The sequence below is a fragment of the Pseudoduganella sp. genome (assembly GCF_041914865.1).
Lineage (GTDB): Bacteria > Pseudomonadota > Gammaproteobacteria > Burkholderiales > Burkholderiaceae_D > Rugamonas.
In genome coordinates this window covers 2867-25815 of record NZ_JAYSCO010000033.1, presented here as the reverse complement: position 1 = coordinate 25815, position 22949 = coordinate 2867, and the positions used below count along the sequence as shown (strand labels likewise).

The 22949-nt window shown below is 64.7% G+C and carries 15 protein-coding genes; 10 read left to right on the top strand and 5 right to left on the bottom strand.

Annotated features, from left to right (window positions below; genetic code table 11):
- Positions 1–20: 20 nt before the first annotated feature.
- From prfB to ACE3TQ_RS16025, 4 genes are all read left to right on the top strand, one after another.
- A protein-coding gene (gene prfB, locus ACE3TQ_RS16040; protein WP_374583284.1) for a peptide chain release factor 2 occupies positions 21–1125 on the top strand; the annotation gives its coding sequence in 2 pieces (ribosomal slippage) (positions 21–101 and positions 103–1125; 1104 coding nt in all).
- 3 nt (positions 1126–1128) lie between these two features.
- The gene (locus ACE3TQ_RS16035; RefSeq protein ID WP_374583283.1) at positions 1129–1788 is read left to right on the top strand and encodes an HAD family hydrolase; all 660 of its coding nucleotides are present in this window, start codon (positions 1129–1131) and stop codon (positions 1786–1788) included.
- Between the two features lie 4 nt (positions 1789–1792).
- Positions 1793–3331 (top strand): lysine--tRNA ligase, encoded by a 1539-nt coding sequence (lysS, locus tag ACE3TQ_RS16030; RefSeq protein ID WP_374583282.1) that lies wholly within the window; start codon positions 1793–1795, stop codon positions 3329–3331.
- 81 nt (positions 3332–3412) lie between these two features.
- Entirely contained in the window at positions 3413–4048 is a 636-nt protein-coding gene (locus ACE3TQ_RS16025; RefSeq protein WP_374583281.1) for a hypothetical protein, read from the top strand.
- Here ACE3TQ_RS16025 and ppnN read toward each other — a convergent pair whose 3' ends face one another.
- Positions 4049–5419 carry a nucleotide 5'-monophosphate nucleosidase PpnN gene (gene ppnN, locus ACE3TQ_RS16020; RefSeq protein WP_374583280.1) on the bottom strand — a complete coding sequence of 457 codons (1371 nt, stop codon included), beginning with the start codon at positions 5417–5419 and terminating at the stop codon, positions 4049–4051.
- A 193-nt stretch (positions 5420–5612) separates the two neighbouring features.
- Between ppnN and ACE3TQ_RS16015 the strand changes: the two genes are divergently transcribed.
- On the top strand, positions 5613–7118 hold the full coding sequence (locus ACE3TQ_RS16015) for a peptide MFS transporter (RefSeq protein WP_374583279.1): 1506 nt from the start codon (positions 5613–5615) through the stop codon (positions 7116–7118).
- 126 nt (positions 7119–7244) lie between these two features.
- On the opposite strand, the gene glpD is transcribed toward ACE3TQ_RS16015, so the two are convergent.
- Genes glpD through ACE3TQ_RS16000 form a run of 3 tightly spaced genes read right to left on the bottom strand, consistent with a single transcriptional unit; the run spans position 7245 to position 12310 of the window.
- Positions 7245–8774 carry a glycerol-3-phosphate dehydrogenase gene (gene glpD, locus ACE3TQ_RS16010; RefSeq protein WP_374583278.1) on the bottom strand — a complete coding sequence of 510 codons (1530 nt, stop codon included), beginning with the start codon at positions 8772–8774 and terminating at the stop codon, positions 7245–7247.
- A gap of 11 nt (positions 8775–8785) precedes the next feature.
- Positions 8786–10063, bottom strand: coding sequence for an amidohydrolase family protein (locus ACE3TQ_RS16005; RefSeq protein ID WP_374583277.1), 1278 nt, complete (start codon positions 10061–10063; stop codon positions 8786–8788).
- A gap of 18 nt (positions 10064–10081) precedes the next feature.
- The gene (locus tag ACE3TQ_RS16000; protein ID WP_374583276.1) at positions 10082–12310 is read right to left on the bottom strand and encodes an OPT family oligopeptide transporter; all 2229 of its coding nucleotides are present in this window, start codon (positions 12308–12310) and stop codon (positions 10082–10084) included.
- A gap of 95 nt (positions 12311–12405) precedes the next feature.
- On the opposite strand from ACE3TQ_RS16000, the gene ACE3TQ_RS15995 reads away from it, so the two are divergent.
- The 3 genes from ACE3TQ_RS15995 to ACE3TQ_RS15985 are packed head-to-tail and all read left to right on the top strand — an operon-like array spanning position 12406 to position 16546.
- Entirely contained in the window at positions 12406–14763 is a 2358-nt protein-coding gene (locus ACE3TQ_RS15995) for a penicillin-binding protein 1A (RefSeq protein WP_374583275.1), read from the top strand.
- A 2-nt stretch (positions 14764–14765) separates the two neighbouring features.
- Positions 14766–15776, top strand: a complete 1011-nt coding sequence (locus tag ACE3TQ_RS15990; RefSeq protein ID WP_374583274.1) for an ABC transporter substrate-binding protein — start codon at positions 14766–14768, stop codon at positions 15774–15776.
- On the top strand, positions 15776–16546 hold the full coding sequence (locus ACE3TQ_RS15985) for a PP2C family serine/threonine-protein phosphatase (protein ID WP_374583273.1): 771 nt from the start codon (positions 15776–15778) through the stop codon (positions 16544–16546). The genes ACE3TQ_RS15990 and ACE3TQ_RS15985 overlap by 1 nt, the downstream gene beginning before the upstream one ends.
- On the opposite strand, the gene ACE3TQ_RS15980 is transcribed toward ACE3TQ_RS15985, so the two are convergent.
- On the bottom strand, positions 16543–18381 hold the full coding sequence (locus tag ACE3TQ_RS15980) for a methyl-accepting chemotaxis protein (RefSeq protein ID WP_374583272.1): 1839 nt from the start codon (positions 18379–18381) through the stop codon (positions 16543–16545). The two genes, ACE3TQ_RS15985 and ACE3TQ_RS15980, sit on opposite strands and share 4 nt — an antisense overlap.
- Positions 18382–18561: 180 nt before the next feature.
- Here ACE3TQ_RS15980 and mfd point away from each other — a divergent pair, with 180 nt between their 5' ends.
- Positions 18562–21996, top strand: coding sequence for a transcription-repair coupling factor (gene mfd / locus ACE3TQ_RS15975; RefSeq protein ID WP_374583271.1), 3435 nt, complete (start codon positions 18562–18564; stop codon positions 21994–21996).
- Positions 21997–22004: 8 nt separating this feature from the next.
- Entirely contained in the window at positions 22005–22853 is an 849-nt protein-coding gene (gene serB / locus ACE3TQ_RS15970) for a phosphoserine phosphatase SerB (protein ID WP_374583320.1), read from the top strand.
- The last annotated feature ends 96 nt before the right edge of the window (positions 22854–22949 follow it).

The following is a 22949-nucleotide window of genomic DNA, read 5'->3' as shown; positions in this document are numbered from 1 at the left end:
ACTATCCGACCTGAAAAAACATGGAAGCTGAACGCATCAATTCCCTCGCCAACCTGCTCGCGGACCTGACTACCCGCGAAGCCGAACTTCGGAGGTATCTTTGACTTCGATAAGAAGTCGGAGAAACTGGAACAGCTGAACGCCGAACTTGAAGACCCGGCGATCTGGAATGACCCGAAAAAGGCCCAGGACATGGGCCGCGAGAAAAAAGCCCTCGAAGGTGTCGTGCTCACCCTGCAGAAAGCTGCGGCCGACCTGAGCGACATGAACGAACTGTTCGAGATGGGCAAGGAAGAAGGCGACGACGATACACTCGAAGCCGTGATTGCGGACACTGCGGAAATCCAGAAAGTCATCGAACAGATGGAATTCCGCCGTATGTTCAGCAACCCGATGGACCCGAACAACTGCTTCATCGACATCCAGGCCGGCGCCGGCGGCACCGAAGCCCAGGACTGGGCCTCCATGCTGCTGCGCCAGTACCTGCGCTATTGCGAACGCAAGGGCTTCAAGGTCGAAGTGCTGGAAGTTTCCGAGGGCGAGGTGGCCGGCATCAAGACCGCCACCCTGAAAGTGGACGGCGAATACGCCTACGGCCACCTGCGCACAGAAACCGGCGTGCACCGCCTGGTGCGCAAGTCGCCGTTCGACTCCTCGGGCGGCCGCCACACATCCTTCGTGTCGCTGTTCGTGTACCCGGAAGTGGATGACTCGATCGAGATCGAGATCAACCCGGCCGACCTGCGCATCGACACCTACCGCGCGTCCGGCGCCGGCGGCCAGCACATCAACAAGACCGACTCCGCGGTGCGTATCACCCACGGCCCGTCCGGTATCGTGGTGCAGTGCCAGAACGACCGTTCCCAGCACCGCAACAAGGCCGAAGCGATGGACATGCTGAAGGCCAAGCTGTACGAGCTGGAACTGCGCAAGCGCATGAGCGAGCAGCAGTCGCTGGAAGACTCCAAGACCGACGTCGGCTGGGGCCACCAGATCCGCTCCTACGTGCTGGACCAGTCCCGCATCAAGGACCTGCGCACCAACTTCGAGACCGGCAACACCAAGGGCGTGCTGGACGGCGACCTGGACGACTTCATCTCCGCGTCCCTGAAGCAAGGCATCTAAGGTATGACGCAGCGCGCCTTCATCTTCGACATGGATGGCACCATCGTCGACAACATGGGCTACCACACCCGCTCCTGGCTGGAATTCTTCAGCCGGCGCGGCCATGCTGTCGACGAAGCGGCGTTCTTTGCCGCCACGGCCGGCCGCACCGGCCACGAGATCATGCGCCAATACCTCGGCGCAGGCCTGGCGCATGACGACGTGGCCGCCCTGATCGACGAGAAGGAAGTGCTGTACCGCGAAATCTACGCGCCGCACCTGCGCGCCGTGGAAGGCTTCGGCGCCCTGGTAAGCGCCGCGCAGGCAGCCGGCATCAGGCTGGCGATCGGCACCGCCGCCCCGCCCTGCAACGTGGACTTCACGCTGGACGGCCTGGGCGTGCGCGAACGGTTCGACACCGTCGTCGGCGCGGCCGACGTCCAACGCGGCAAGCCGGAACCCGACGTGTTCCTGCTGGCGGCCGAACGCTGCGGCGCCGATCCGGCGCACTGCATCGTGTTCGAGGACGCGCCTTTGGGCGTGGAAGCGGCGCGCCGGGCCGGCATGCGCTGCGTCGTCCTGACAACCACTTTGCCTGCTGAAGCGTTTAAGGCATTCGACAATGTGATTTGCATTGCACGCGACTTCAGCGAAATCGATATCAATAATCTGACTAAACCATAAAACCATGACTACGGAAAACCAAGTGCAAGACCAGGCGCCAGGCCAGGACGACAACAAGATCATCGCCGAGCGCCGCGCCAAGCTGGCCGCCATCCGCGAGAAACAGAGCGTCGCCTTCCCTAACGATTTCCGCCCACAGCACAAGGCTGCCGACCTGCACGTGCAGTTCGGCGAGAAAACCCGTGAAGAGCTGGAAGCAGCGCCTGTCACCGTCGTCATCGCCGGCCGTATGATGCTGCGCCGCGAAGCCGGCAAGAAGGCCGCATTCGCCACCCTGCAGGACTCCTCCGGCCAGAAAGCGGACGGCCGCATCCAGATCTACGTCACCGTGGACACCACCGGCGAAGAAGCGATGGAAGCCTTCCGCGGCTGGGACCTGGGCGACATCCTGGGCGTGACCGGCACCCTGTTCAAGACCAAGACCGACGAACTGACCGTCAAGGTCAGCGAAGTACGCCTGATCACCAAGGCCCTGCGCCCGCTGCCGGACAAGTTCCACGGCCTGTCCGACCAGGAAACCAAGTACCGCCAGCGCTACGTCGACCTGATCACCAGCGAAGAAACCCGCCGCACCTTCAAGGCGCGCACCGCCGCGATCTCCTCGATCCGCCGCTTCATGGAAGCCAACGAGTTCATGGAAGTGGAAACCCCGATGCTGCACCCGATCCCGGGCGGCGCCGCGGCCAAGCCTTTCATCACCCACCACAACGCGCTGGACATGGAAATGTACCTGCGTATCGCGCCTGAACTGTACCTGAAGCGCCTGGTGGTGGGCGGTTTCGACCGCGTGTTCGAGATCAACCGCAACTTCCGTAACGAAGGCGTGTCGGTCCGCCACAACCCTGAATTCACCATGATGGAGTTCTATGCGGCCTACACCGACTACGAATGGATCATGGACTTCACCGAGAAGGTGATCCGCCAGGCCGCCATCGACGCCAAGGGCAGCGCTGTGCTGACCTACGGCGGCCGTGAGCTGGACCTGTCCAAGCCGTTCCAGCGCCTGACCATCTGCGGCGCCATCAACAAGTACGCTCCGCACTACACCGAGGCGCAGCTGAACGACATGGAATTCCTGAAGGCCGAGCTGCTCAAGTTCGGCGTGAAGCCGTTCGCCACCTCCGGCCTGGGCGCGCTGCAACTGGCGCTGTTCGAAGAAACCGCCGAAGCGCAGCTGTGGGAACCGACCTTCATCATCGACTACCCGATCGAAGTGTCGCCGCTGGCGCGTGCATCCGATACCCGCGAAGGCATCACCGAGCGCTTCGAGCTGTTCATGGTGGGCCGCGAGATCGCCAACGGCTTCTCCGAGCTGAACGATGCGGAAGACCAGTCGGCCCGCTTCCTGGCGCAGATGAAAGCCAAGGAAGCCGGCGACGATGAAGCGATGTACTACGACGCCGACTTCATCCGCGCGCTGGAATACGGCATGCCGCCGGCCGGCGGCTGCGGCATCGGCATCGACCGCCTGATGATGCTGCTGACCGACTCGCCGAACATCCGCGACGTCCTGCTCTTCCCGCACCTGCGCAAGGAAGACTAAATTAATGGGGTACGTCCCCATTTTTTCATCTACGCCCGCGCTTGCTTGAAGTTCCGGCAAGCGCGGCGCATCATATGGCTCATGAATGCTCCCGAGCCTTCCCTTGCCGAACGCGTCACGCGCCTGGAAATCCAGGTTGCCAGCATGCACGCCGAGCTCAAGGGCCTGATCGAGACTTCCGTTGCCGAGTTGAAGGGCATGATTGCGGCGCTCTCCGCGCGTATCGACGCCCAGAACGTCCGGCTTGACGCCATGAACCAGCGCCTGGACGACCAGGCGGGCCGCTTGGGGGAGCATTCCCGCCGCATGGATTCGCTCGAGAGCTACATGCGCAAGATGAACGCCACCATTATCATCACCGGCATCAGCGTCGCGGTGAGCGTGATCTTTGGCGTCGGCGCCATCAATTCTTCGTTGATTTCCGGAATGACGGCCGCCTTCCAGACCGGCGAGGGCAGCGCGCGCTGGCGCGCAACGGTGGAGCAGAACGCCGGCGCGTTGCAAAAGGACGTCAGCGAGCTGAAGGTGACGGTCGCCGAAATGGACGCCCGCCAGCGCCGCGATACTGCGGAACTGCGCAAGGACACTGCGGAACTACGCAAGGACAGCGCGGAGCTGCGCAAGGACTATGCGGAACTGCGCGAGGAAATGCGCGCGATCCGGAAACTGCTCGAGCGCCGCGCCACGGCGCCGGCGCCCGAGCCGGGCAAACGCTGATTACTGGATCACACGGTAGCAAGGCGTGTACGCCTTGCCGGCCAGCTTCATGCGGCTTTGCGCCACGAAGGACGCCAGCAGCGCATCCATCGGCCCCATGATCTCCCTGTCGCCGTGGATCTCGAAGTGGCCATACTTCTCGATGATGCGGATGCCCTCCTCCTTCACATTGCCCGCCACCACACCCGAAAACGCGCGCCGCAGGTTGGCCGCCAGCACATGCACCGGCTGGTTCTTGTGCAGGCTCAGGTTGCGCATATTCTCGTGGGTCGGCGCGAACGGACGCTGGAACTCCTCGTCGATCTTCAGCGCCCAATTGAAGTAATAGGCGTCGGAGCGCGACTTGCGGAACTCGCGCACCTGCTTCATCCCCTCCTGCATCTCCTGCGCCACCAGCTCCGGATCATCCACAATGATCTTGTAGCGCTTCTGCGCCTCCGGCCCCAGGGTCAAGCCGATGAACTCATTGATCTGCACAAAATAGTCGCGCGAGGTCTCAGGTCCGGTAAAGATCAGCGGGAACGGGATATCCGCATTCTCCGGGTGCAGCAGGATGCCGAGGATGTACAGGATCTCCTCCGCCGTGCCCGCGCCGCCCGGGAATACGCAGATACCGTGGCCGGTGCGCACGAACGCCTCCAGCCGCTTTTCGATGTCCGGCATGATCACTAGGTCGTTCACGATCGGGTTGGGCGACTCCGCCGCGATGATGCCCGGCTCCGTGATGCCCAGGTAGCGGCCGCCCGTGAAGCGCTGCTTGGCGTGGCCGATGGTGGCACCCTTCATCGGCCCCTTCATCGCGCCGGGTCCGCAGCCGGTGCAGATATCCAGCCCACGCAGGCCAAGCTGGTAGCCCACCTCTTTCGAATAGTTGTATTCAGCGCGGTTGATCGAATGCCCGCCCCAGCACACCACCAGGTTCGGGTTCAGCTGCGGCTTGAGCACATTGGCATTGCGCAGGATATGGAACACCGCATCGGTGATCCCCTCGCTGCGCGTCAGGTCGAACTTGGGATTGCCCGTCACCTCATTGTTAACAAAGACGATATCGCGCAGCACCGCAAACAGGTGCTCGTGGATACCCTTGATCATTTTGCCGTCCACAAAAGCGATGGCCGGCGCACCCTTGATTTCCAGCTTGATCCCGCGCTCGCGCTGCAGGATGTTGATGTCAAACGACTTAAAGCGATCCAGCAGTTCCTTTCCATCGTCGATTGTGCTGCCGCAATTGAGCACCGCCAGGGCGCAGTTGCGGAACATGTTATAGAGGCCGCCCTTGCCGGAATCCAGCAATTGCACCACCTCCGACTTGGACAGGACTTCCAGCCTGCCCTCCGGAGCAATGAGAGTATCGACAACGTTGCTGTCCATGATACAAAAATCCTTTTATTAAACTTTTGGGGGACCTGCACCTTCAATATACGCCTTACTGTGCCTGAGGCGTGGCAATTCGCCAGTGCAAGCTTGGCAAACTTACCACATTGCTGCTTTGCAGCACGCGATTTTGCACTTTAAACGCTCACGGTGCATTACAATTCGGCTTTTTTTGACCAGGAGAAGCCGCATGAGCGGTCCAACCACGCAAACCACTGAGGTTCAAATCCCTGAATTCAGGCAGATCATGGGTCACCCTGCTCCGCTCTGGATGCTGTTTATGTCGGAATTCTGGGAGCGCTTTGCGTTCTACGGTATTCGTTGGGCACTTGTACTGTATATCGTGTCGCAGTTCTACGGTGGCGACGCCTCCGGCCAGGCCGCTGCCAACCTGACTTACGGCTCCTACCTGGCACTGGTCTACGCCGGCGCCCTGTTCGGCGGCTATGTGGCCGACCGCGTACTCGGTTACCAGCGCTCCATCCTGGTTGGCGCAGTCTTCATGGCGGCCGGCCTGTTCATGATCGCCATCCCCGAAGATCACATCTTCAAGCTTGGCCTGGCCACGATTATTGTTGGTAACGGCATGTTCAAACCGAACATCTCGACCATGGTCGGCAAGCTGTACGCGATTAACGACACCCGCCGCGACTCCGGCTTCACCATCTTCTACATGGGCATCAACGTCGGCGGCTTCCTGGCCCCGATCTTCACCCAGCTGCTGGCGCAGAAGATCTTCAACACCGGCGACACCCCGGCCTACAAGATCGTCTTCATCTCCGCCGGTATCGGCATGCTGATTTCGCTGTTCTGGTTCTACATCGGCCGCAAAGGCCTGAAGGGCATCGGCGAACCGGCACCGGAAGCCAAGTCCCCGATGCGCATCGTCTACGTGGCGCTGGGCGCACTGGCCGTGATCCCGGTCGTGTACTCGCTGCTGGCAGTCGGCGCCGCCGCCCTGCAAGGCGTGCTGACCGTGCTGTTCCTGATCCTGGTGGTGATGCTGATCGTGGAAGGCGTGCGCAACGGCCCTGTGGCGCGCGACAAGACCATCGCCATGATGATCATCTTCGCCTTCAACATCCTGTTCTGGTGCTTCTTCGAGCAAGCCGGTTCCTCCTTCACCTTCCTGGCCGACCAGATCGTGAACCGCAACCTGGGCTTCATGGAGTTCCCGGTAGCCTGGTTCCAGTCCGTGAACTCGCTGGCGATTATCGTGTTTGCGCCGGTCGTGGCAGCAATCTGGGTGATGCTGGGCAAGCGCAACATGAACCCATCGATCCCACGCAAATTCGGCCTCGGCCTGCTGGGTAACGGCCTGGCGTTCGGCCTGCTGATGTACGCACTGTCCTTCCTGGTCGACGACAAGGGCCTGATCCCATTCTGGACCCTGTTCATGGTGTACGTGATCCAATCGATCGGCGAGCTGTGCCTGTCCCCGATCGGCCTGTCGATGGTGACCAAGCTGGCACCGGTACGCCTGGTCGGCATGGGCATGGGCGGCTGGTTCCTGTCCACCGGCATCGGCAACAACCTGTCCGGCATCTTCGCCTCCCACGTGTCCGGCGAAAGCGGCATGTCGGTAGCGTCGGCCCTGTCCGGCTACACCTTCGGCTTCTGGTCCCTGATGGGCGCCGGCGTCCTGCTGTTCCTGATCGCCCCGCTGGTCCAAAAACTGATGCACGGCGTCAAATAAAAAAATGGGGACGTACCCCATTTTTTAAGAAAGGCAGCTTCGGCTGCCTTTTTTTATGCGTGGAAATTCGGGGTCAGGTCTGACAATCGGACAAACTATGCGCGAAGCGCATAGTTTGTCCGATTGTCAGACCTGACCCCGAATTTCGTGGGCGGCGAGCCAGGTGTCGAGGCGGGTTTCGGCGCCGGGTGGGAGGTGCAGGCCGAGCTTGCTGCGCCGCCAGAGGATGTCGGCGGCGGTCTGCGCCCATTCCTTGCGGCGCAGGTAGTTCACTTCGGCGGCGTACAGGCCGGGCAGGATCTCTTCCCCCATGTCGGCCAGGCCGTTGCAGCCATCGAGCAGTGTGTGGACCCGGGTGCCGTAGGCGCGCACGTAGCGCTTGACCAGTTCGGGCGCCAGCCAGGAGTATTTCACCTGCACGGCGGCGGCCCACTGGCAGAACTCTTGCACGGAGCGGTTCTGCGGCACGGCGCCGAACAGGTCGCCGCCGGGCAGGCAGGCCTTTTCGGTCCAGCCGCGCGCGTGCTTGCCGAGCTGCTTGCACAGCATGTCGGTGGCGTCTTCCGCCAGCTTGCGGAAGGTGGTGATCTTGCCGCCGAAGACGCTCAGGAGCGGGGCGCCCTCTTCGTCCAGCTCGAGGAAGTAGTCGCGCGTGACGGCTTTGGCGTCGGCGGCGGCGTCTTCGATCAGGGGCCGCACCCCGGAATAGGTCCACACCACATCAGCCGGGCGCACCGGTTCGCGGAAATAGTCGCTGGCCAGCTCGCACAGGTAGCGGATTTCGCTCTCGTCGATCGTGACCTTCTGTGGGTCGCCCTTGTATTCCAGGTCGGTGGTGCCGATCAGGGTGAAGTCGCGTTCGTAGGGGATGGCAAACACGATCCGGCCATCCTTGTTCTGGAAAATATAGGCCTGGTCGTGCTCGAAAATGCGGCGCACCACAATGTGGCTGCCTTTGACCAGGCGCAGGGTGCGGGCTTTCTGCACCCCGGCGGCGCCTTTCAGGAAGCTTTGCGTCCAGGGTCCGGCGGCATTGACGACGGAGCGCGCGGTGATGCGTTTCTCCGTGCCGTCGGCCTTGCGCAAGGTGGCGACCCAGTGGTCGGCGTGGCGTTCGACGCCGACGCAGGTGGTGCGGGTCAGGATGCAGGCGCCTTTGGCGCAGGCGTCCATGGCGTTCAGCACCACCAGGCGGGCGTCATCGACCCAGCCGTCGGAGTATTCAAAACCCGCGCTGAAATTGTCTTTGAGCGGCCGTCCAGCCGGGTGGCAGCGCAGGTCGATGCCGCGCGAGCCGGGCAGCAGCTCGCGCTTGGCCAGCATATCGTAGAGGAACAGTCCGGCGCGGATCAGCAGCGCCGGGCGCTGGCCGGCATTGTGCGGCATGACGAAGCGCAGCGGCCACATGATGTGGGGCGCGCTGCGCAGCAGCACCTCGCGTTCGGCCAGCGCCTTGCGCACCAGCCGGAACTCGTAATACTCCAGGTAGCGCAGGCCGCCGTGGATCAACTTGGTGGAGGCGGACGATGTGTGCGAGGCCAGGTCGTCCTTCTCGCACAGCACGACACAGAGGCCGCGGCCAGCGGCATCGCGGGCGATGCCTGCGCCATTGATACCTCCGCCAACTACCAGTACATCGCAATCCACGTCCGCCATGCTGTTCCCGGTTACTGTTTATAAACGACGCCTTCTTTCATCACAAAGCCGACTTTCTGCAGCAGGGTGATGTCTTTCAGCGGGTCGCCCGCTACTGCGACGATATCGGCAGCATAACCTGCTTCCAGCGATCCGAGGCGGTTCGACTGGCCCAGCAGGGAGGCCGCACCCAGCGTGGCGGAGCGGATCGCTTCCAGCGCCGGCATGCCCGCTTCCACCATATAGGCGAATTCCTTGGCGTTTTCACCGTGCGGGAAGACGCCGGCATCGGTGCCGAAGGCGATCTTCACGCCGGCCTTGTAGGCGCGCGCGAAGGTGCCCTGGATCTGCGGGCCGATGGCGGCGGCCTTCGGGCGCACCAGCGGCGAGTAGTAGTTCGGCTCCTTGGCCTTGTCGGCCACGTAGCGGCCGGCGCTGATGGTGGGTACGAACCAGGCACCGTTCTTCTTGAACAGGGCGATGCATTCGTCGTCCATGAAGGTGCCGTGCTCGATAGAATCGACGCCGGCTTTCAGCGCGCGCTTCATGCCTTCGGTGCCGTGGGCGTGGGCGGCAACCTTGAAGCCGTAGTCGCGGGCGGCGGCGATCAGGGCTTTCAGCTCCTCGTCGTCGAACTGGGAGTTCATGCCGCTGCTGGCCTGGCTCAGGACTCCGCCGGTGGCGGTAATCTTGATCACGTCCGCGCCTTCCTGGTAGCGGGCGCGCACAGCCTGGCGTGCCTCTTCAGGGCTGTTGATCACGCCCTCCATCGGGCCCGGCGTGCCGTGCACGTGGCGCTCTTCACGCGATTTGCCGTTGCTTGGGTCGCCGTGGCCGCCGGTGGTGGCGATGGTTTTACCGCCGGTGAACATGCGCGGGCCGACGATGGCGCCGCTGTTGATGGCGCGCTTCATGGCGATGTTCAGGCCTTCGCCCGCGCCCAGGTCGCGCACGGTGGTGAAGCCGGCTTTCAGGGTGCGCTCGGCGAAGGCCACCGAGTCGTAGGCGCGGTCGGCGGCGTCCAGCGTGAGCTGGCCACGCAGGGCTTCAACCTGGGGCTGGGTCTGGCCGGTCAGGTGCACGTGCATGTCGATGAAGCCGGGCATGCAGGACATCGCGCTCAGGTCGACATCGCCTTTGGCCTTGGTCGGCTCGATCGCCTTGACGCTGCCGTTCTCGATGTGGACCGTTACCTTTTCGCGCCAGACGCCGGCTTTCACATCCAGCAGGCGGCCGCAGTCGACCGTTTGTGTCGCCGCGCCGGCGGCCCCGGCTACCAACAGCAGGCTTGCTGCACCCAGTTTTTTCATTGCCCAGTCTCCGTTTAACTAGTTAGCTTTTTCACGCGCCACCCACAAGAGCAGCGCCATGATTACAGCATAAGGTAGCAGGGACAGCAAATCCGCGCTCGGACCGCTGAAAAATGGGTTGTATTGCTCGGCCCATTGGGTGATCGCGGCGTCGAAGCCGGTCAGCACGCCGGCGGTAATGGCGATCACGATGCCGGCCAGCGCGCCGCCCGCGATATAGCCCGAGGCGAGCAGCACCCCTTCGCTGCGGTCGCCGGCGGCCTGGCGCGCCTCCTCATCCTTGCCGGCGTATTGCGGCAGCTTGTGGTTGCGGCGGTCGGCCAGCCAGCGCAGCACGCCGCCGACGGCAATCGGCAGCGTGGCCGACAGCGGCAGGTAGACGCCGACCGCAAACGACAGCGACTGCACCCCGGCCAATTCCAGCACGATGGCAATCATCACCCCGAGCATGACCAGGGTCCAAGGCAGCTCCTGGTCGAGGATGCCTTTGATGATGTAAGACACCAGCACGGCCTTGGGCGCGTCGTACTTGCGCACTTCGCTGCCATCCGGGCGCTTGGCGTGGGTGCCGTTGATGCCGGGATCGACGAACCAGACAGCCTTGCCGTCCGGCGCCACCAGGTACTTGCCTTCCGGGCCGCCCTGCGCGTCCGCCTTTTGCCACACCTTGTAGGTGGCGCTGTCGCTGGCGGCCTGCGGGCCTTCCAGGCGCGCGGTGGCGGTCAGGCGCGCCGGGTCGGTGGCCAGGCCTGGCGCCACCTGGGCGGCCGGCACATAGACGGTGCTGGCGTTATTCAGCTGCAGCAGGATGGGGCCGAGCAGCAGCGCCGAAGCCAGCGAGCCGACCAGCATCGCATACTGTTGCAGGCGCGGCGTGGAGCCGACCAGGAAGCCGGTCTTCAAGTCCTGCGACACGGTGCCGGCGTTGGCCGATGCGATACAGACGATGGCGCCGACCGACAGCGCGGTGACGTAGTACTGGCCGCCGGTCCAGCCCACCGCCAGGAAGATCAGGCAGGTCAGCAGCAGGGTGGCCACCGCCATGCCCGACGTCGGGTTGGAGGAGGAGCCGATCTCGCCGGTCAGGCGCGACGAAACGGTGGAGAACAGGAAGCCGAACACCAGGATCAGCAAGGCGCCCAGCACATTCATATGCAGCGGCGTCGAGGCGGTGATGACGGCGATGATGGCCAGGCAGCCAATCACGACCCACTTCATCGGGATGTCCTGCTCGGTGCGGCGCGTGGCGTCGGCCTTGCTGCCCTTGCCTGCCCCGGCCAGGCCGGTGGCGATGCTGCGCCAGATCATCGGCATGGCGCGCAGCAGGGCGATGATGCCGCCCGCCGCCACCGCGCCGGCACCGATATACAGGATGTAGGCGCCGCGCACATCGTTCGGCCCCATCTCCGATATCAGCATGGTGCCTGGCGCCAGCACCGTGGTGAGCGGGTCGCCGAAGAATTTGATCAGGGGGATCAGCAGCAGGTAGGACAGCACGCCGCCCGCCGCCATGGTCAGGGCGATGCGCGGGCCGATGATGTAGCCCACGCCCAGCAACTCCGGCGACACCTCGGCGCCCACCGAACCGCCCTTCAGGGGCGCGCCCAGCACCACCTCCGGCGCATCCTTCCAGCCTTTGAACGACACGTTGAGCGCCTTGTACAGCAGGCCGACGGCAAAGCCGCCGAAGATCAGGCGCGCGCGGCGGCGTGCATCCTGCGCCGCCTGCGACTCGCCCTGCACCGGCTCGCCCGCCGCCAGGCGCGAGGAATCGCTGGCGGCCGCCTTCAGCACCTCGGCGCAGGCGGTCCCCTCCGGGAATTTCAGTTCGCGGTGCTGGTCCACGATCATGGTGCGCCGCATCGGGATCATCATCAGGATACCGAGCAGGCCGCCCAGCACGCCCACCAGCATCACGCGCGAGATTTCCAGGTCGAAGCCGAGGATCAGGATGGCCGGCATGGTCACGCCCAGGCCGAAGGCGATCGACTCGCCGGCCGAACCGGCCGTCTGCGCAATGCTGTTCTCCAGGATGCTGGAGTCCTTGCCGCCCATCTTTTTGGCCAGGCCGAAGAAGGTGATGGCGATGACCGCCACCGGGATCGATGCGCTGACGGTCAGGCCGACTTTCAGCACCAGGTACAGCGAGGAAGCGCCAAACACCATGCCCAGGACGGTGCCGAGGAACAGCGCGCGGAAAGTCATTTCCGGCAGCCGCGCCTCATCGGGAATGTAGGGACGGAACACGTAAATCCTTTTAGACTGAAACACCAAGACTATGGCATAAGGCACAACACCTGCATAGTCTATAATTGCCCGACTTCACAACCGTGAGAGCTGATTTGAGCAATCGACCTTCCTGGCTGAATCGCCGCAACATCATCCGCGCCGGGATCGGCGCCGGCGTGGCCGCCCTGGGTGGCGCTATCGCCCTGGCCTGCTACGCTGCTTTTGTCATCCGCCCCAACCTGCCCACGCTGGAGGCGGTCACCGATTACCGTCCCAAGATCCCGCTGCGCGTCTACACTGCGGACAAGGTGCTGATCGGCGAGTTTGGCGAAGAGCACCGCGATTTCACGCCGATTGCCGAGGTACCCGACCTGATGAAGAAGGCGGTCCTGGCGATTGAGGACGCGCGCTTCTATGAACACGGCGGCATCGACTGGATCCGCGCCATGGGCGCCGCCCGCGCCAACCTGCGCGGCAGCTTCCGCCAGGGCGCCTCCACCATCACCATGCAGGTGGCGCGCGACTTCTACCTGAGCAAGGACAAGTTCGTCTCGCGCAAGATCGCCGAGATCATGCTGGCCTACCGCATCGAGGACGCGCTGGACAAGGACAAGATCCTCGAGCTGTACATGAACAACATCTACCTGGGCCAGCGTTCCTACGGTTTCGCCAGCGCCGCCCAGGCCTACTTCGGCAAATCGCTGAAAGAGCTGTCGATCGCGGAAACCGCCATGCTGGCCGGCCTGCCGCAGAACCCTTCGCGCAACAACCCGGCCGTCAACCCGAAAAAGGCCCGCTCGCGCCAGCAGGTGGTGCTGAAGCGCATGTTCGAGCTGGACTACATCACCGAAGCGCAGTACGAGGCCGCGAAGAAGGAACAGCTGCACGTCAACCACCGTGGCCAGGAGTTCGACACGCACGCCGAGTACGTGGCCGAGCTGGCGCGCCAGGTGGTCTTCGCCGAGTTTAAGGAAGAGACCTACACGCGCGGCATCAACGTTTACACCACCATCCAGTCGGCCGACCAGAACGCCGCCTACGCCTCGGTGCGGCGCAACGTGGTAGCGTACGACCAGCGCCACGGCTACCGTGGTCCCGAAGCCACGATCGAACTGCCGGCCGACGAGGAAGAGCGCGGCGACGCCATCGACGATGCGCTCGCCAAGCGCGTGGTCAGCGACGGCCTGATCCCGGCAGTCGTGCTGCAGGCCAGCCCGACCCTGGTCAAGGCCGAGACCTCGGACGGCGACGTGCTGTCGATCAGCGGCGACGGCCTGAAGCTGGCCGCTTCCGCACTGTCGGATAAGGCCAAGCCGGGCACCGCGATCCGTCCCGGCGCCGTGATCCGCGTCATGCAGACCGAGAAAAAGACCTGGGCCATCACCCAGGTGCCGAAAGTGGCCGCCGCCTTCGTGGCGCTGGACGCCAACACCGGCGCCTACCAGGCCATGGTCGGCGGTTTCGACTACGGCCTGCAGAAGTACAACCACGTGACGCAAGCCTGGCGCCAGCCCGGCTCCGCCTTCAAGCCATTCATCTACTCCGCCGCCGTGGCCAAAGGTTTCGGCCCGGCCACCGTGATCGCCGACCAGCCGCTGGAAATGCCGGGCGGCGCCAACGGCGAACCGTGGAAGCCGCAGAACGACGATTTTGTATTCGACGGCCAGGTGACCATGCGCCGCTCGCTGGCCGCCTCCAAGAACGTGCCGTCGGTGCGCCTGCTGCGCGCGGCCGGCCTGGACGACACGCACGCCTTCCTGGCGCGCTTCGGCTTCGACATGCCGCGCCATCCGAAGAACTACACCATTGCGCTGGGCACCGGCGCCGTCACGCCGCTGCAGCTGGCGGGCGCCTACGCGGTGTTCGCCAATGGCGGCTACAAGGTCACGCCTTACCTGATTTCCCGCGTCACCGACGCCAAGGGGGTGCCGATCATGGACATCAAGGTCCCGCCAGCCGCCGCAGCCGGCGAGCGCGTGCTGGACGAGCGCAACGTCTTCATCATGGACAGCATGATGCGCGACGTGGCGCGCAGCGGTACCGGCGCCGCGGCAGGCCGCCTGGGACGCCCGGACCTGGCCGGCAAGACCGGCACCACCAGCGATTCCTTCGACGGCTGGTTCGCCGGTTACGGCGGCGGCGTGGTGGCCGTGGCCTGGATGGGCTACGACGAACCCAAGTCGCTGGGCGGGCGCGAATTCGGCGCCACCCTGTCGCTGCCGATCTGGATGGACTATATGCGTGCCGCCCTGCCCAAGCACCCGCCGCAGGAACGCCCGGTGCCGGAAGGCGTGGTGCAGCTGAACGGCGACTGGATCCTGGAAGAATATGCGGGCGACCCGACGGTGCGCGCGGTCGACATGGAAGCCCCCGTGCCGGAGCCGGAGGAACCGGAGCAGCCGGAGGCTCCCGCCCAGCCGGCGCCGCCCGCCGTGCCGCAGCCGGCGCAACCACCAGCCACGGGTACTTGAGCATGCGCGGCGGCGAGCCTCCGTTTACCAGGCGCCGGCTGCTGCATGCAGCCGGCGCCGCCCCCCTGGCCGCGCTGGCGGCCGCCCTGCCGGCCGCGCAGGCGCACCACGCGCGCCCGCACATCCCGCGCATTTACATGATCCTGTTCCGTGGCGAGACCGGGGTGGAAGCCGGTTTCCGCCAATGGTTCGCCGACAACAGGCTGGAAGCCGAGTTCCTGGTGCGCAGCGTCGACCTGCACGCCAGCCGCGTTTCCGGCCTGCTGGACGAGGCGCGCGCCTGGCACGCGGACCTGATCTATACCTGGGGCACGCCCGTCACCATGGCGGTGGCCGAGAAGGAGTACGAAATCCCGATCGTGTTCACCATGGTCTCGGCGCCGATCGCGTCCGGCCTGGTGCGCAACCTGGCCGCCTCGCAGCGCAACCTGACCGGCGTCAGCCACGTGGTGCCGGCGCGCCTGCAGATGAACGCCATCCGCAACTACCGCCGCTTCGACCGCATCGGCGCCATCTTCAACCCGAACGAAGTCAATGCCCGGGTCGCCGTGCGCGATATGCGCACCGAGGTGGAGCGCAGCGGCGCCGATTTCATTTGCCGCGCGGTGCCGCTGGACGATGCCGGCCAGCCGCGCGCCAATGCCATTCCCGACGTGCTGCACCAGCTGGTCGAGCAAGGGGCCCAGCTGCTGTATGTGGGTCCGGACAGCTTCCTGTCGGCGCACCGCCGCCTGCTGACCGAAACGGCCATGGCACTGGGCGTGCCGGTGTTTTCCGCCACCGAGGTGACGGTGCGCGATGGCCGCGCCCTGTTCGGCCTGGTGGCCGGCTACGGCCATGTCGGACGCCTCACCGCCCATAAGGCGGCGCAGATCCTGTACCATCGCGTCAAGCCCGGCGCCATCCCGATCGAGACGCCGGGCAGCTATTCCTATCTCGTCAACATGGATGTGGCACGCCAGCTGGGCATGATGCCGCCGGCGCGCGTGCTGCAAATCGCGGAGCAAATCTGATGATTCCACTGTCGCCGCCGGTCTTGCAGCACATGGACATGGGCCTGGCGTTCGGCCTGACCGATGCCGGCACCGTCCGCCCCAGCAACCAGGACAACCTGCTCATGCTGCCGGAGCTGAACTTCGTGGCGGTGGCCGACGGCATGGGCGGGCACGTGGGCGGCGACATCGCCAGCACCGAAGCTTTGCTGCTGGTGTGGAAGCACTTGCGCGGCCTCGGCGCACCGGCGGGCGAAGCGCAGGCGCTGCAGCAATTGCAGGCCGCCGTGCACTTTGCCAACCAGACCCTGTTCCGCAACAACGCGGCGGCCGGGCTGCAGGACGGCTACGGCATGGGCACCACCCTGTCCGGCATGTGGCGGCCGCTGGCCCACGGGCCGGCCTATGTTTTCCACGTGGGCGACAGCCGCATTTACCGCTACCGCAACGGACAGCTGGCGCAGCTGACGCGCGACCAGACTTTGTACCAGCAGGCGCTGGAAGCCGGCATGACCGGCATGCTCCCGCCGCGCAACCTGCTGCTGCAGGCCATCGGGCCGGGGGAGGACGTGCGTCCGGACGTGTTCGCGCAGCCGCTGGCGCCGGGCGACCTTTACCTGCTATGCAGCGATGGCTTGTATGGCGCTTCCTCGCAGGAGGCGCTGGCGGCGATCCTGTCCTGCGCCGGCCCCGGCAACCTGGCCGAGACCTGCGCCGCGCTGGTGGAGAAGGCCAAGCAGGACGGCAGCCGCGATAACATCACGGCCATCCTGCTGCGCTGCCCGGATTAAAACTCTTCCCAGTCGTCGCCGGCGGCTTTGCTGGCGGCCATGGCCGGGCGCCGCGCAGCCGCGCCCCCTGCTGGTGCACGCGCAGCCGCAGCAGCGGCAGCGCCGGCGTCATCGCCCTCCGGCGCGCCGGACGCAGCGCTGCCGCTGCTGCGCGGCGCGATCCTGGCCGCTGGCCGTGCCACCGCCAGCGAGCGCGCCTGCGTGGCCGGGCGCCGCGTTGGCGCCGGGGAGCCGATGGCCGCCAGCGCCGCAGCGTCCAGCTTGAACACGCTCACCACCTCCATCAGCTGTGCCGCCTGCTCCTCCAGCGCCGCCGATGCCGCCGCAGCCTCCTCCACCAGCGCAGCATTCTGCTGCGTCACGTGGTCCATCTGGCTGATCGCGGTGTTGATCTGGTCGATGCCCGAACTCTGCTCCTGCGTCGCCAGGCTGATCTCCTCGATGATGTCGGTCACGCGCTGCACGCTGGTGACCACCTCGCCCATCGTGGCGCCGGCCTCGCCCACCAGTTTGCTGCCCGCGCCCACCTTCTCCACCGAGTCGCCGATCAGCTGCTTGATCTCCTTCGCCGCCGCCGCCGAGCGCTGGGCCAGGTTGCGCACTTCCGACGCCACCACGGCAAAGCCGCGCCCCTGCTCGCCGGCGCGGGCCGCCTCCACCGCCGCGTTCAGCGCCAGGATATTGGTCTGGAAGGCGATACCGTCGATCACGCTGATGATGTCGACGATCTTGCTGGACGACTCGTTGATCGAATCCATCGTGGCTACCACGCGCGCCACCACCTCGCCGCCTTTGGCCGCCACGCTGGATGCCGTCTTGGCCAGCTGGTTGGCCTGCTGCGCATTGTCGGAGTTGTGCCGCACGGTGGAAGTCAGCTCCTCCATCGAGGAGGCGGTTTCCTCCAGCGAGCTGGCCTGCTCCTCGGTGCGGCTGGACAGGTCCATGTTGCCGTTGGCGATTTCGGTCGTGGCGCAGGCGATGGTGTCGGTACCCTTGCGCACCTGGCCCACCACGCGGATCAGGCTCTCGTTCATATCCTTCAGCGCCTGCAGCAGCTGCCCGGTCTCCTCTTTGGTGTCGACCGTGATTTCGCTGGTCAGGTCGCCCGCCGCCACGGTCTGCGCCACCTTCACGGCCGAAACGATGGGCCGGGTGATCGCCATCGCGATATACCAGGCAATGGCCACCGCCACCACCATCGCCACCAGCACCGTGATCAACATGGCCCGCTCCGCCGTCACCACCGACGCCGAGCCGATCTTGACCGATTCGCTGGCGATGTTGTCATTCAGGTCGATGATCTTGTCCAGCGTCTGCTCCGCCTTGGTGAACAAGGGCTCGGACGCGTGGAACTGCTGGAAGAACTGGGCAAACAGCTCCTTCTGCTTCGCCTCGTCCTTGTTCGACGCCAGGGCAGCGATGGTGCTGCCCAACTTGGCGTCGGCCGCCTTCCAGGCTTCCCATTCGCCGACGAACTGCTTCCACAGCACCGATTCTTCCGGCGTCTGCGGCAGCGGCTCATACTTCTTCCAGCCCGCATTCGCCTTGGCCCATGCCGCCTCACGCTCCTTCACCACCTGGGCGAAATGGGCCTGGGCCTGGTAGTCGTTCTCGTAGATGGCCGCCTGCAGGGTAGCCTTATCGACCGCGGTCTGCCCCTCGCTCATCACCAGCAAGCCGTGGATCGACGGCAGGCGCACCGCCCCGATCTCATTCACCGACTCGCCCACCTTGGAAATGCCGCTGTAGCCCGACACCCCAAGAATTGCCAGCGCCAGCATCATCACTGCCACCAGTGCGGCCAGCTTCCACTTGATCAGCAGATTCCTGAACATGAGCCCACCCTTTCTTTCACAACAAAATTATTTATCTGGTTATATTTGGAGAGATTGTCCTCTTCCCGAATGAATATCGGGCGTTCTTTACCGTGCGTCAACATATTCGTGACATGTTGAACCTCCCATGCAACAGATGGATATAATGTGGGGCCAGTCTTGTTTAAGCGTCACCTTTGCATGCCCTTTGATTTAAAAAAAGCCATCCCAAAGCCCGGCAACCGCTTCGCTTTGCCCAACCTGTTCGGCTCCGGTGACGCCTACGCCCTGGCGCAGACCGCCCTCGAATTGAAGGCGCGCGGCCAGATGCTGGCCGTGGTCGTCGCCCAGGCCAGCGACGGCCAGCGCCTGCTCGCCGAAATCCCGTGGTTCGCCAACGGCCAGTTGCGCTGCCACCTGCTGCCGGACTGGGAAACCCTGCCCTACGACGCGTTCTCGCCGCACCAGGACCTGGTGTCCGAACGCCTGGCAACCCTGCACGAGATCCAGACCGGCCAATGCGACGTCGCCATCATCCCCGCGACCACCGCGCTGGTGCGCATGGCGCCGCCCTCGTTCCTGGCCGCCTACACCTTCTTCTTCAAGCAGGGCGAGTCGCTGGACGAGGCCAAACTCAAATCGCAACTGACGCTGGCCGGCTATACCCACGTCAGCCAGGTGATGTCGCCCGGCGAGTATTCGGTGCGCGGCGGCCTGATCGACCTGTTCCCGATGGGTTCCGCCCTGCCGTACCGCCTGGACCTGTTCGGCGACACCATCGAAACCATCCGCACCTTCGATGCCGACACCCAGCGCTCGCTGTATCCGGTGAAGGAAGTGCGCCTGCTGCCGGGCCGCGAATTCCCGATGGACGAAGCCGCGCGCACCGCCTTCCGCAGCCGCTGGCGCGAAACTTTCGAAGGCGACCCGTCGCGCGCGGTCATCTATAAAGACATCAGCAGCGGCATCGCCTCCGCCGGCATCGAGTATTACCTGCCGCTGTTCTTCGACGAGACGGCCACCTTCTTCGACTACCTGCCGCAGGCGGCCACGGTGGCCATGGTGGGCGACATCGACGGCGCCATCAAACGCTTCTGGGCCGACACCGAATCGCGCTACAAGTTCCTGAAGGCCGACCGCGAACGCCCGATCCTGCCGCCGAACGACATTTTCCTGGGCGACGAACAGTTCTTCGTGCTGGCCAAGCCGCACCCGCGCGTCGCCATCTCGCGCGACATGTCGCTGCCATCGTCCGAACTGTCGGCGCCGATCCCGAACATCGCCGTCAACCGCCACCTGGACGACCCGCTGACCAACCTGCGCGCCTACCTGATGCAGTCGGGCCGCCGCGTGATGATCTGCGCCGAGACCAACGGCCGCCGCGAAACGCTGCAGCAGTACTTCGCCGAATTCGACCTGGCGCCCGCCCTGGTGGAAGGCTTCGACGGCTTCCTCGCCAGCGACGCCAAGGTGGTGCTGGGCGTGGCGCCGCTGCACGCCGGTTTCGAACTGGAAGACGGCATTGCCTTCATCACTGAAACCGAGCTGTATGCCGGCTCCGGCCGCCGCGTCGGCCGCAAGAAGCAGGAAGCCGTCACCCAGGTCGAATCCATGGTGCGCGACCTGTCCGAGCTCAAGATCGGCGACCCGGTGGTGCACGTCAACCATGGCATCGGCCGCTATATGGGCCTGGTCAGCATGGACCTGGGCGAAGGCGAGACCGAATTCCTGCACCTGGAATACGCCAAGGAGAGCAAGCTGTACGTGCCGGTCTCGCAGCTGCACGTGATCTCGCGGTACTCCGGCGCCTCGCCGGAAGACGCGCCGCTGCACACGCTCGGCTCCGGCCAGTGGGACAAGGCCAAGCGCAAGGCCGCCGAACAGGTGCGCGACACCGCCGCCGAGCTGCTCAACCTGTACGCCCGCCGCGCCGCCCGCACCGGCCACGCCTTCGAGTATTCCTCGCACGACTACGAGCGCTTCGCCGACAGCTTCGGCTTCGACGAAACGCCGGACCAGGCAGCCGCGATCATGAACGTGATCAAGGATATGACCTCCGGCAAACCGATGGACCGCCTGGTGTGCGGCGACGTCGGCTTCGGCAAGACCGAAGTGGCCCTGCGCGCCGCCTTCATCGCCGTCATGGGCGGCAAGCAGGTCGCCATCCTGGCCCCGACCACCCTGCTGGCCGAACAGCACGCGCAGACCTTTGCCGACCGTTTCGCCGACTGGCCGGTGCGCATCGCCGAAATGTCGCGCTTCCGCACCGGCAAAGAGATCGCCAACGCCATCAAAGGCATGCAGGACGGCACCCTCGACATCGTGATCGGCACCCACAAGCTGCTGTCGGACGACGTCAAGTTCGACCGCCTCGGCCTGGTCATCATCGACGAAGAGCACCGCTTTGGCGTGCGCCAGAAGGAAGCGCTGAAATCCCTGCGCGCCGAGGTGGACGTGCTGACCCTGACCGCCACCCCGATCCCGCGCACGCTGGGCATGGCGCTGGAAGGCCTGCGCGACTTCTCCGTCATCGCCACCGCGCCGCAAAAGCGCCTGGCCATCAAGACCTTCGTGCGCAGCGAAAGCGAATCCATCATCAAGGAAGCCGTGCTGCGCGAACTGAAGCGCGGCGGCCAGGTCTACTTCCTGCATAACGAAGTGGAGACCATCCAGAACCGTCTGGCCAAGCTGCAGGAAATGCTGCCGGAAGCGCGCATCGCCGTGGCCCACGGCCAGATGCACGAACGCGACCTGGAAAAAGTGATGCGCGACTTTGTGGCGCAGCGCTACAACATCCTGCTGTGCACCACGATCATCGAAACCGGCATCGACGTCCCGACCGCCAACACCATCATCATGCACCGCGCCGACAAGTTCGGCCTGGCCCAGCTGCACCAGCTGCGCGGCCGCGTCGGCCGTTCGCACCACCAGGCCTACGCCTACCTGCTGGTGAACGACGTGCAGGGCCTGAGCAAACAGGCGCAGCGCCGCCTGGACGCCATCCAGCAGATGGAAGAGCTGGGCTCCGGCTTCTACCTGGCGATGCACGACCTGGAGATCCGCGGCGCTGGCGAAGTGCTGGGCGAAAACCAGTCCGGCGAAATGCTGGAAGTCGGCTTCCAGCTCTACACCGACATGTTGAACGAAGCCGTGCGCGCCCTGAAGGCCGGCAAAGAGCCCGACCTGGCCGCCCCGCTCGCGACCACCACCGAAATCAACCTGCACACGCCGGCCCTGCTACCAGCGGACTTCTGCGGCGACGTGCACGAACGCCTGTCGATCTACAAGCGCCTGGCCAACTGCGAAACTCAGTCCAGCATCGACGACCTGCAGGAAGAACTGATCGACCGCTTCGGCAAACTACCGGATGCAGCGAAAGCGCTGGTGGAAACCCACCGCCTGCGCATTGCGGCCAAATCCGTCGGCATCGTCAAGATCGACGCCCACTCGGAAGCCGTAAACCTGCAATTCATGCCCAAGCCGCCGATTGACCCGATGCGCATCATCCACCTGATCCAGAACCAGCGCCACATCAAGCTGAATGGACAGGACAAGCTCAAGATCACCGCCAACATGCCGGACCTGGCCGCGCGCGTGAACCAGATCAAAACCGCCATTAAACAGTTGACCGCCTGATGAAAGACATGACGATGAACCTGGTGCTGCAAGGAGTCGGCGACTGCGCCGCCCGCCTGCAGCGCATCGCCGCCCTGACCGCGCCCAAGCGCGTGGTGACTGTTTCCGACAACGCCCTGCGCTGCGAAGGAATCACCTTTACCCCGGCCCTGCGCCAGACCATCGAGATTGCCGCCCAGGCAGCCCAGCTGGACACCACCTATATGATGGGGGTGCGCCGCATGGACGAATTCAAGCTGGTGGCGATGGACATGGACTCGACCCTGATCACCATCGAATGCATCGACGAAATCGCCGACATGCAGGGCCTGAAACCGCAAGTGGCCGAAATCACCGAAGCCGCCATGCGCGGCGAACTCGATTTCTCCGAAAGCCTGAAACGCCGCGTCGCCCTGCTAGAAGGCCTGGACGCCAGCGCCCTCGAGCGCGTGTATGAAGAACGCCTGCGCCTGTCGCCCGGCGCCGAACGCATGCTGCAGGCGGTGCAGGCCGCCGGCTTGAAGACGCTGCTGGTTTCCGGCGGCTTCACCTTCTTCACCGAACGCCTGAAAGCGCGCCTCGGCCTGGACTACACCCGCGCCAACGAGCTGGAAATCGTGGACGGCAAGCTGACCGGCAAAGTGATCGGCGAGATTGTCGACGCCGACGTCAAGCGCAAGTCGGTCGAACACGTATGCGCCGCCCTCGGCATCATGCCCGAGCAAGCGATCGTCATGGGCGACGGCGCCAACGACCTGAAGATGATGGGTATCGCCGGCCTCTCCGTCGCCTTCCGCGCCAAGCCCGTGGTACGCGAACAAGCCAGCGTCGCCCTCAACTACGTCGGCCTCGACGGCATCCTCAACTTGCTGAGCTGAAATTCGGGGTCAGGTCGGAGCATCCGACAAAAACATCGGGGCGCGGCCCGTTTGTTGGGGGGTGAGCCCGCACCACGAAACGTTGACGCCACGACC

Coding starts and splice junctions, on each gene's coding strand:
- ACE3TQ_RS16035 (WP_374583283.1), top strand. CDS start 1,129: ATGACGCAGCGCGCCTTCATCTTCGACATGGATGGCACCATCGTCGAC.
- lysS (WP_374583282.1), top strand. CDS start 1,793: ATGACTACGGAAAACCAAGTGCAAGACCAGGCGCCAGGCCAGGACGAC.
- ACE3TQ_RS16025 (WP_374583281.1), top strand. CDS start 3,413: ATGAATGCTCCCGAGCCTTCCCTTGCCGAACGCGTCACGCGCCTGGAA.
- ppnN (WP_374583280.1), bottom strand. CDS start 5,419: ATGGACAGCAACGTTGTCGATACTCTCATTGCTCCGGAGGGCAGGCTG.
- ACE3TQ_RS16015 (WP_374583279.1), top strand. CDS start 5,613: ATGAGCGGTCCAACCACGCAAACCACTGAGGTTCAAATCCCTGAATTC.
- glpD (WP_374583278.1), bottom strand. CDS start 8,774: ATGGCGGACGTGGATTGCGATGTACTGGTAGTTGGCGGAGGTATCAAT.
- ACE3TQ_RS16005 (WP_374583277.1), bottom strand. CDS start 10,063: ATGAAAAAACTGGGTGCAGCAAGCCTGCTGTTGGTAGCCGGGGCCGCC.
- ACE3TQ_RS15990 (WP_374583274.1), top strand. CDS start 14,766: ATGCGCGGCGGCGAGCCTCCGTTTACCAGGCGCCGGCTGCTGCATGCA.
- ACE3TQ_RS15985 (WP_374583273.1), top strand. CDS start 15,776: ATGATTCCACTGTCGCCGCCGGTCTTGCAGCACATGGACATGGGCCTG.
- ACE3TQ_RS15980 (WP_374583272.1), bottom strand. CDS start 18,381: ATGTTCAGGAATCTGCTGATCAAGTGGAAGCTGGCCGCACTGGTGGCA.
- mfd (WP_374583271.1), top strand. CDS start 18,562: ATGCCCTTTGATTTAAAAAAAGCCATCCCAAAGCCCGGCAACCGCTTC.
- serB (WP_374583320.1), top strand. CDS start 22,005: ATGACGATGAACCTGGTGCTGCAAGGAGTCGGCGACTGCGCCGCCCGC.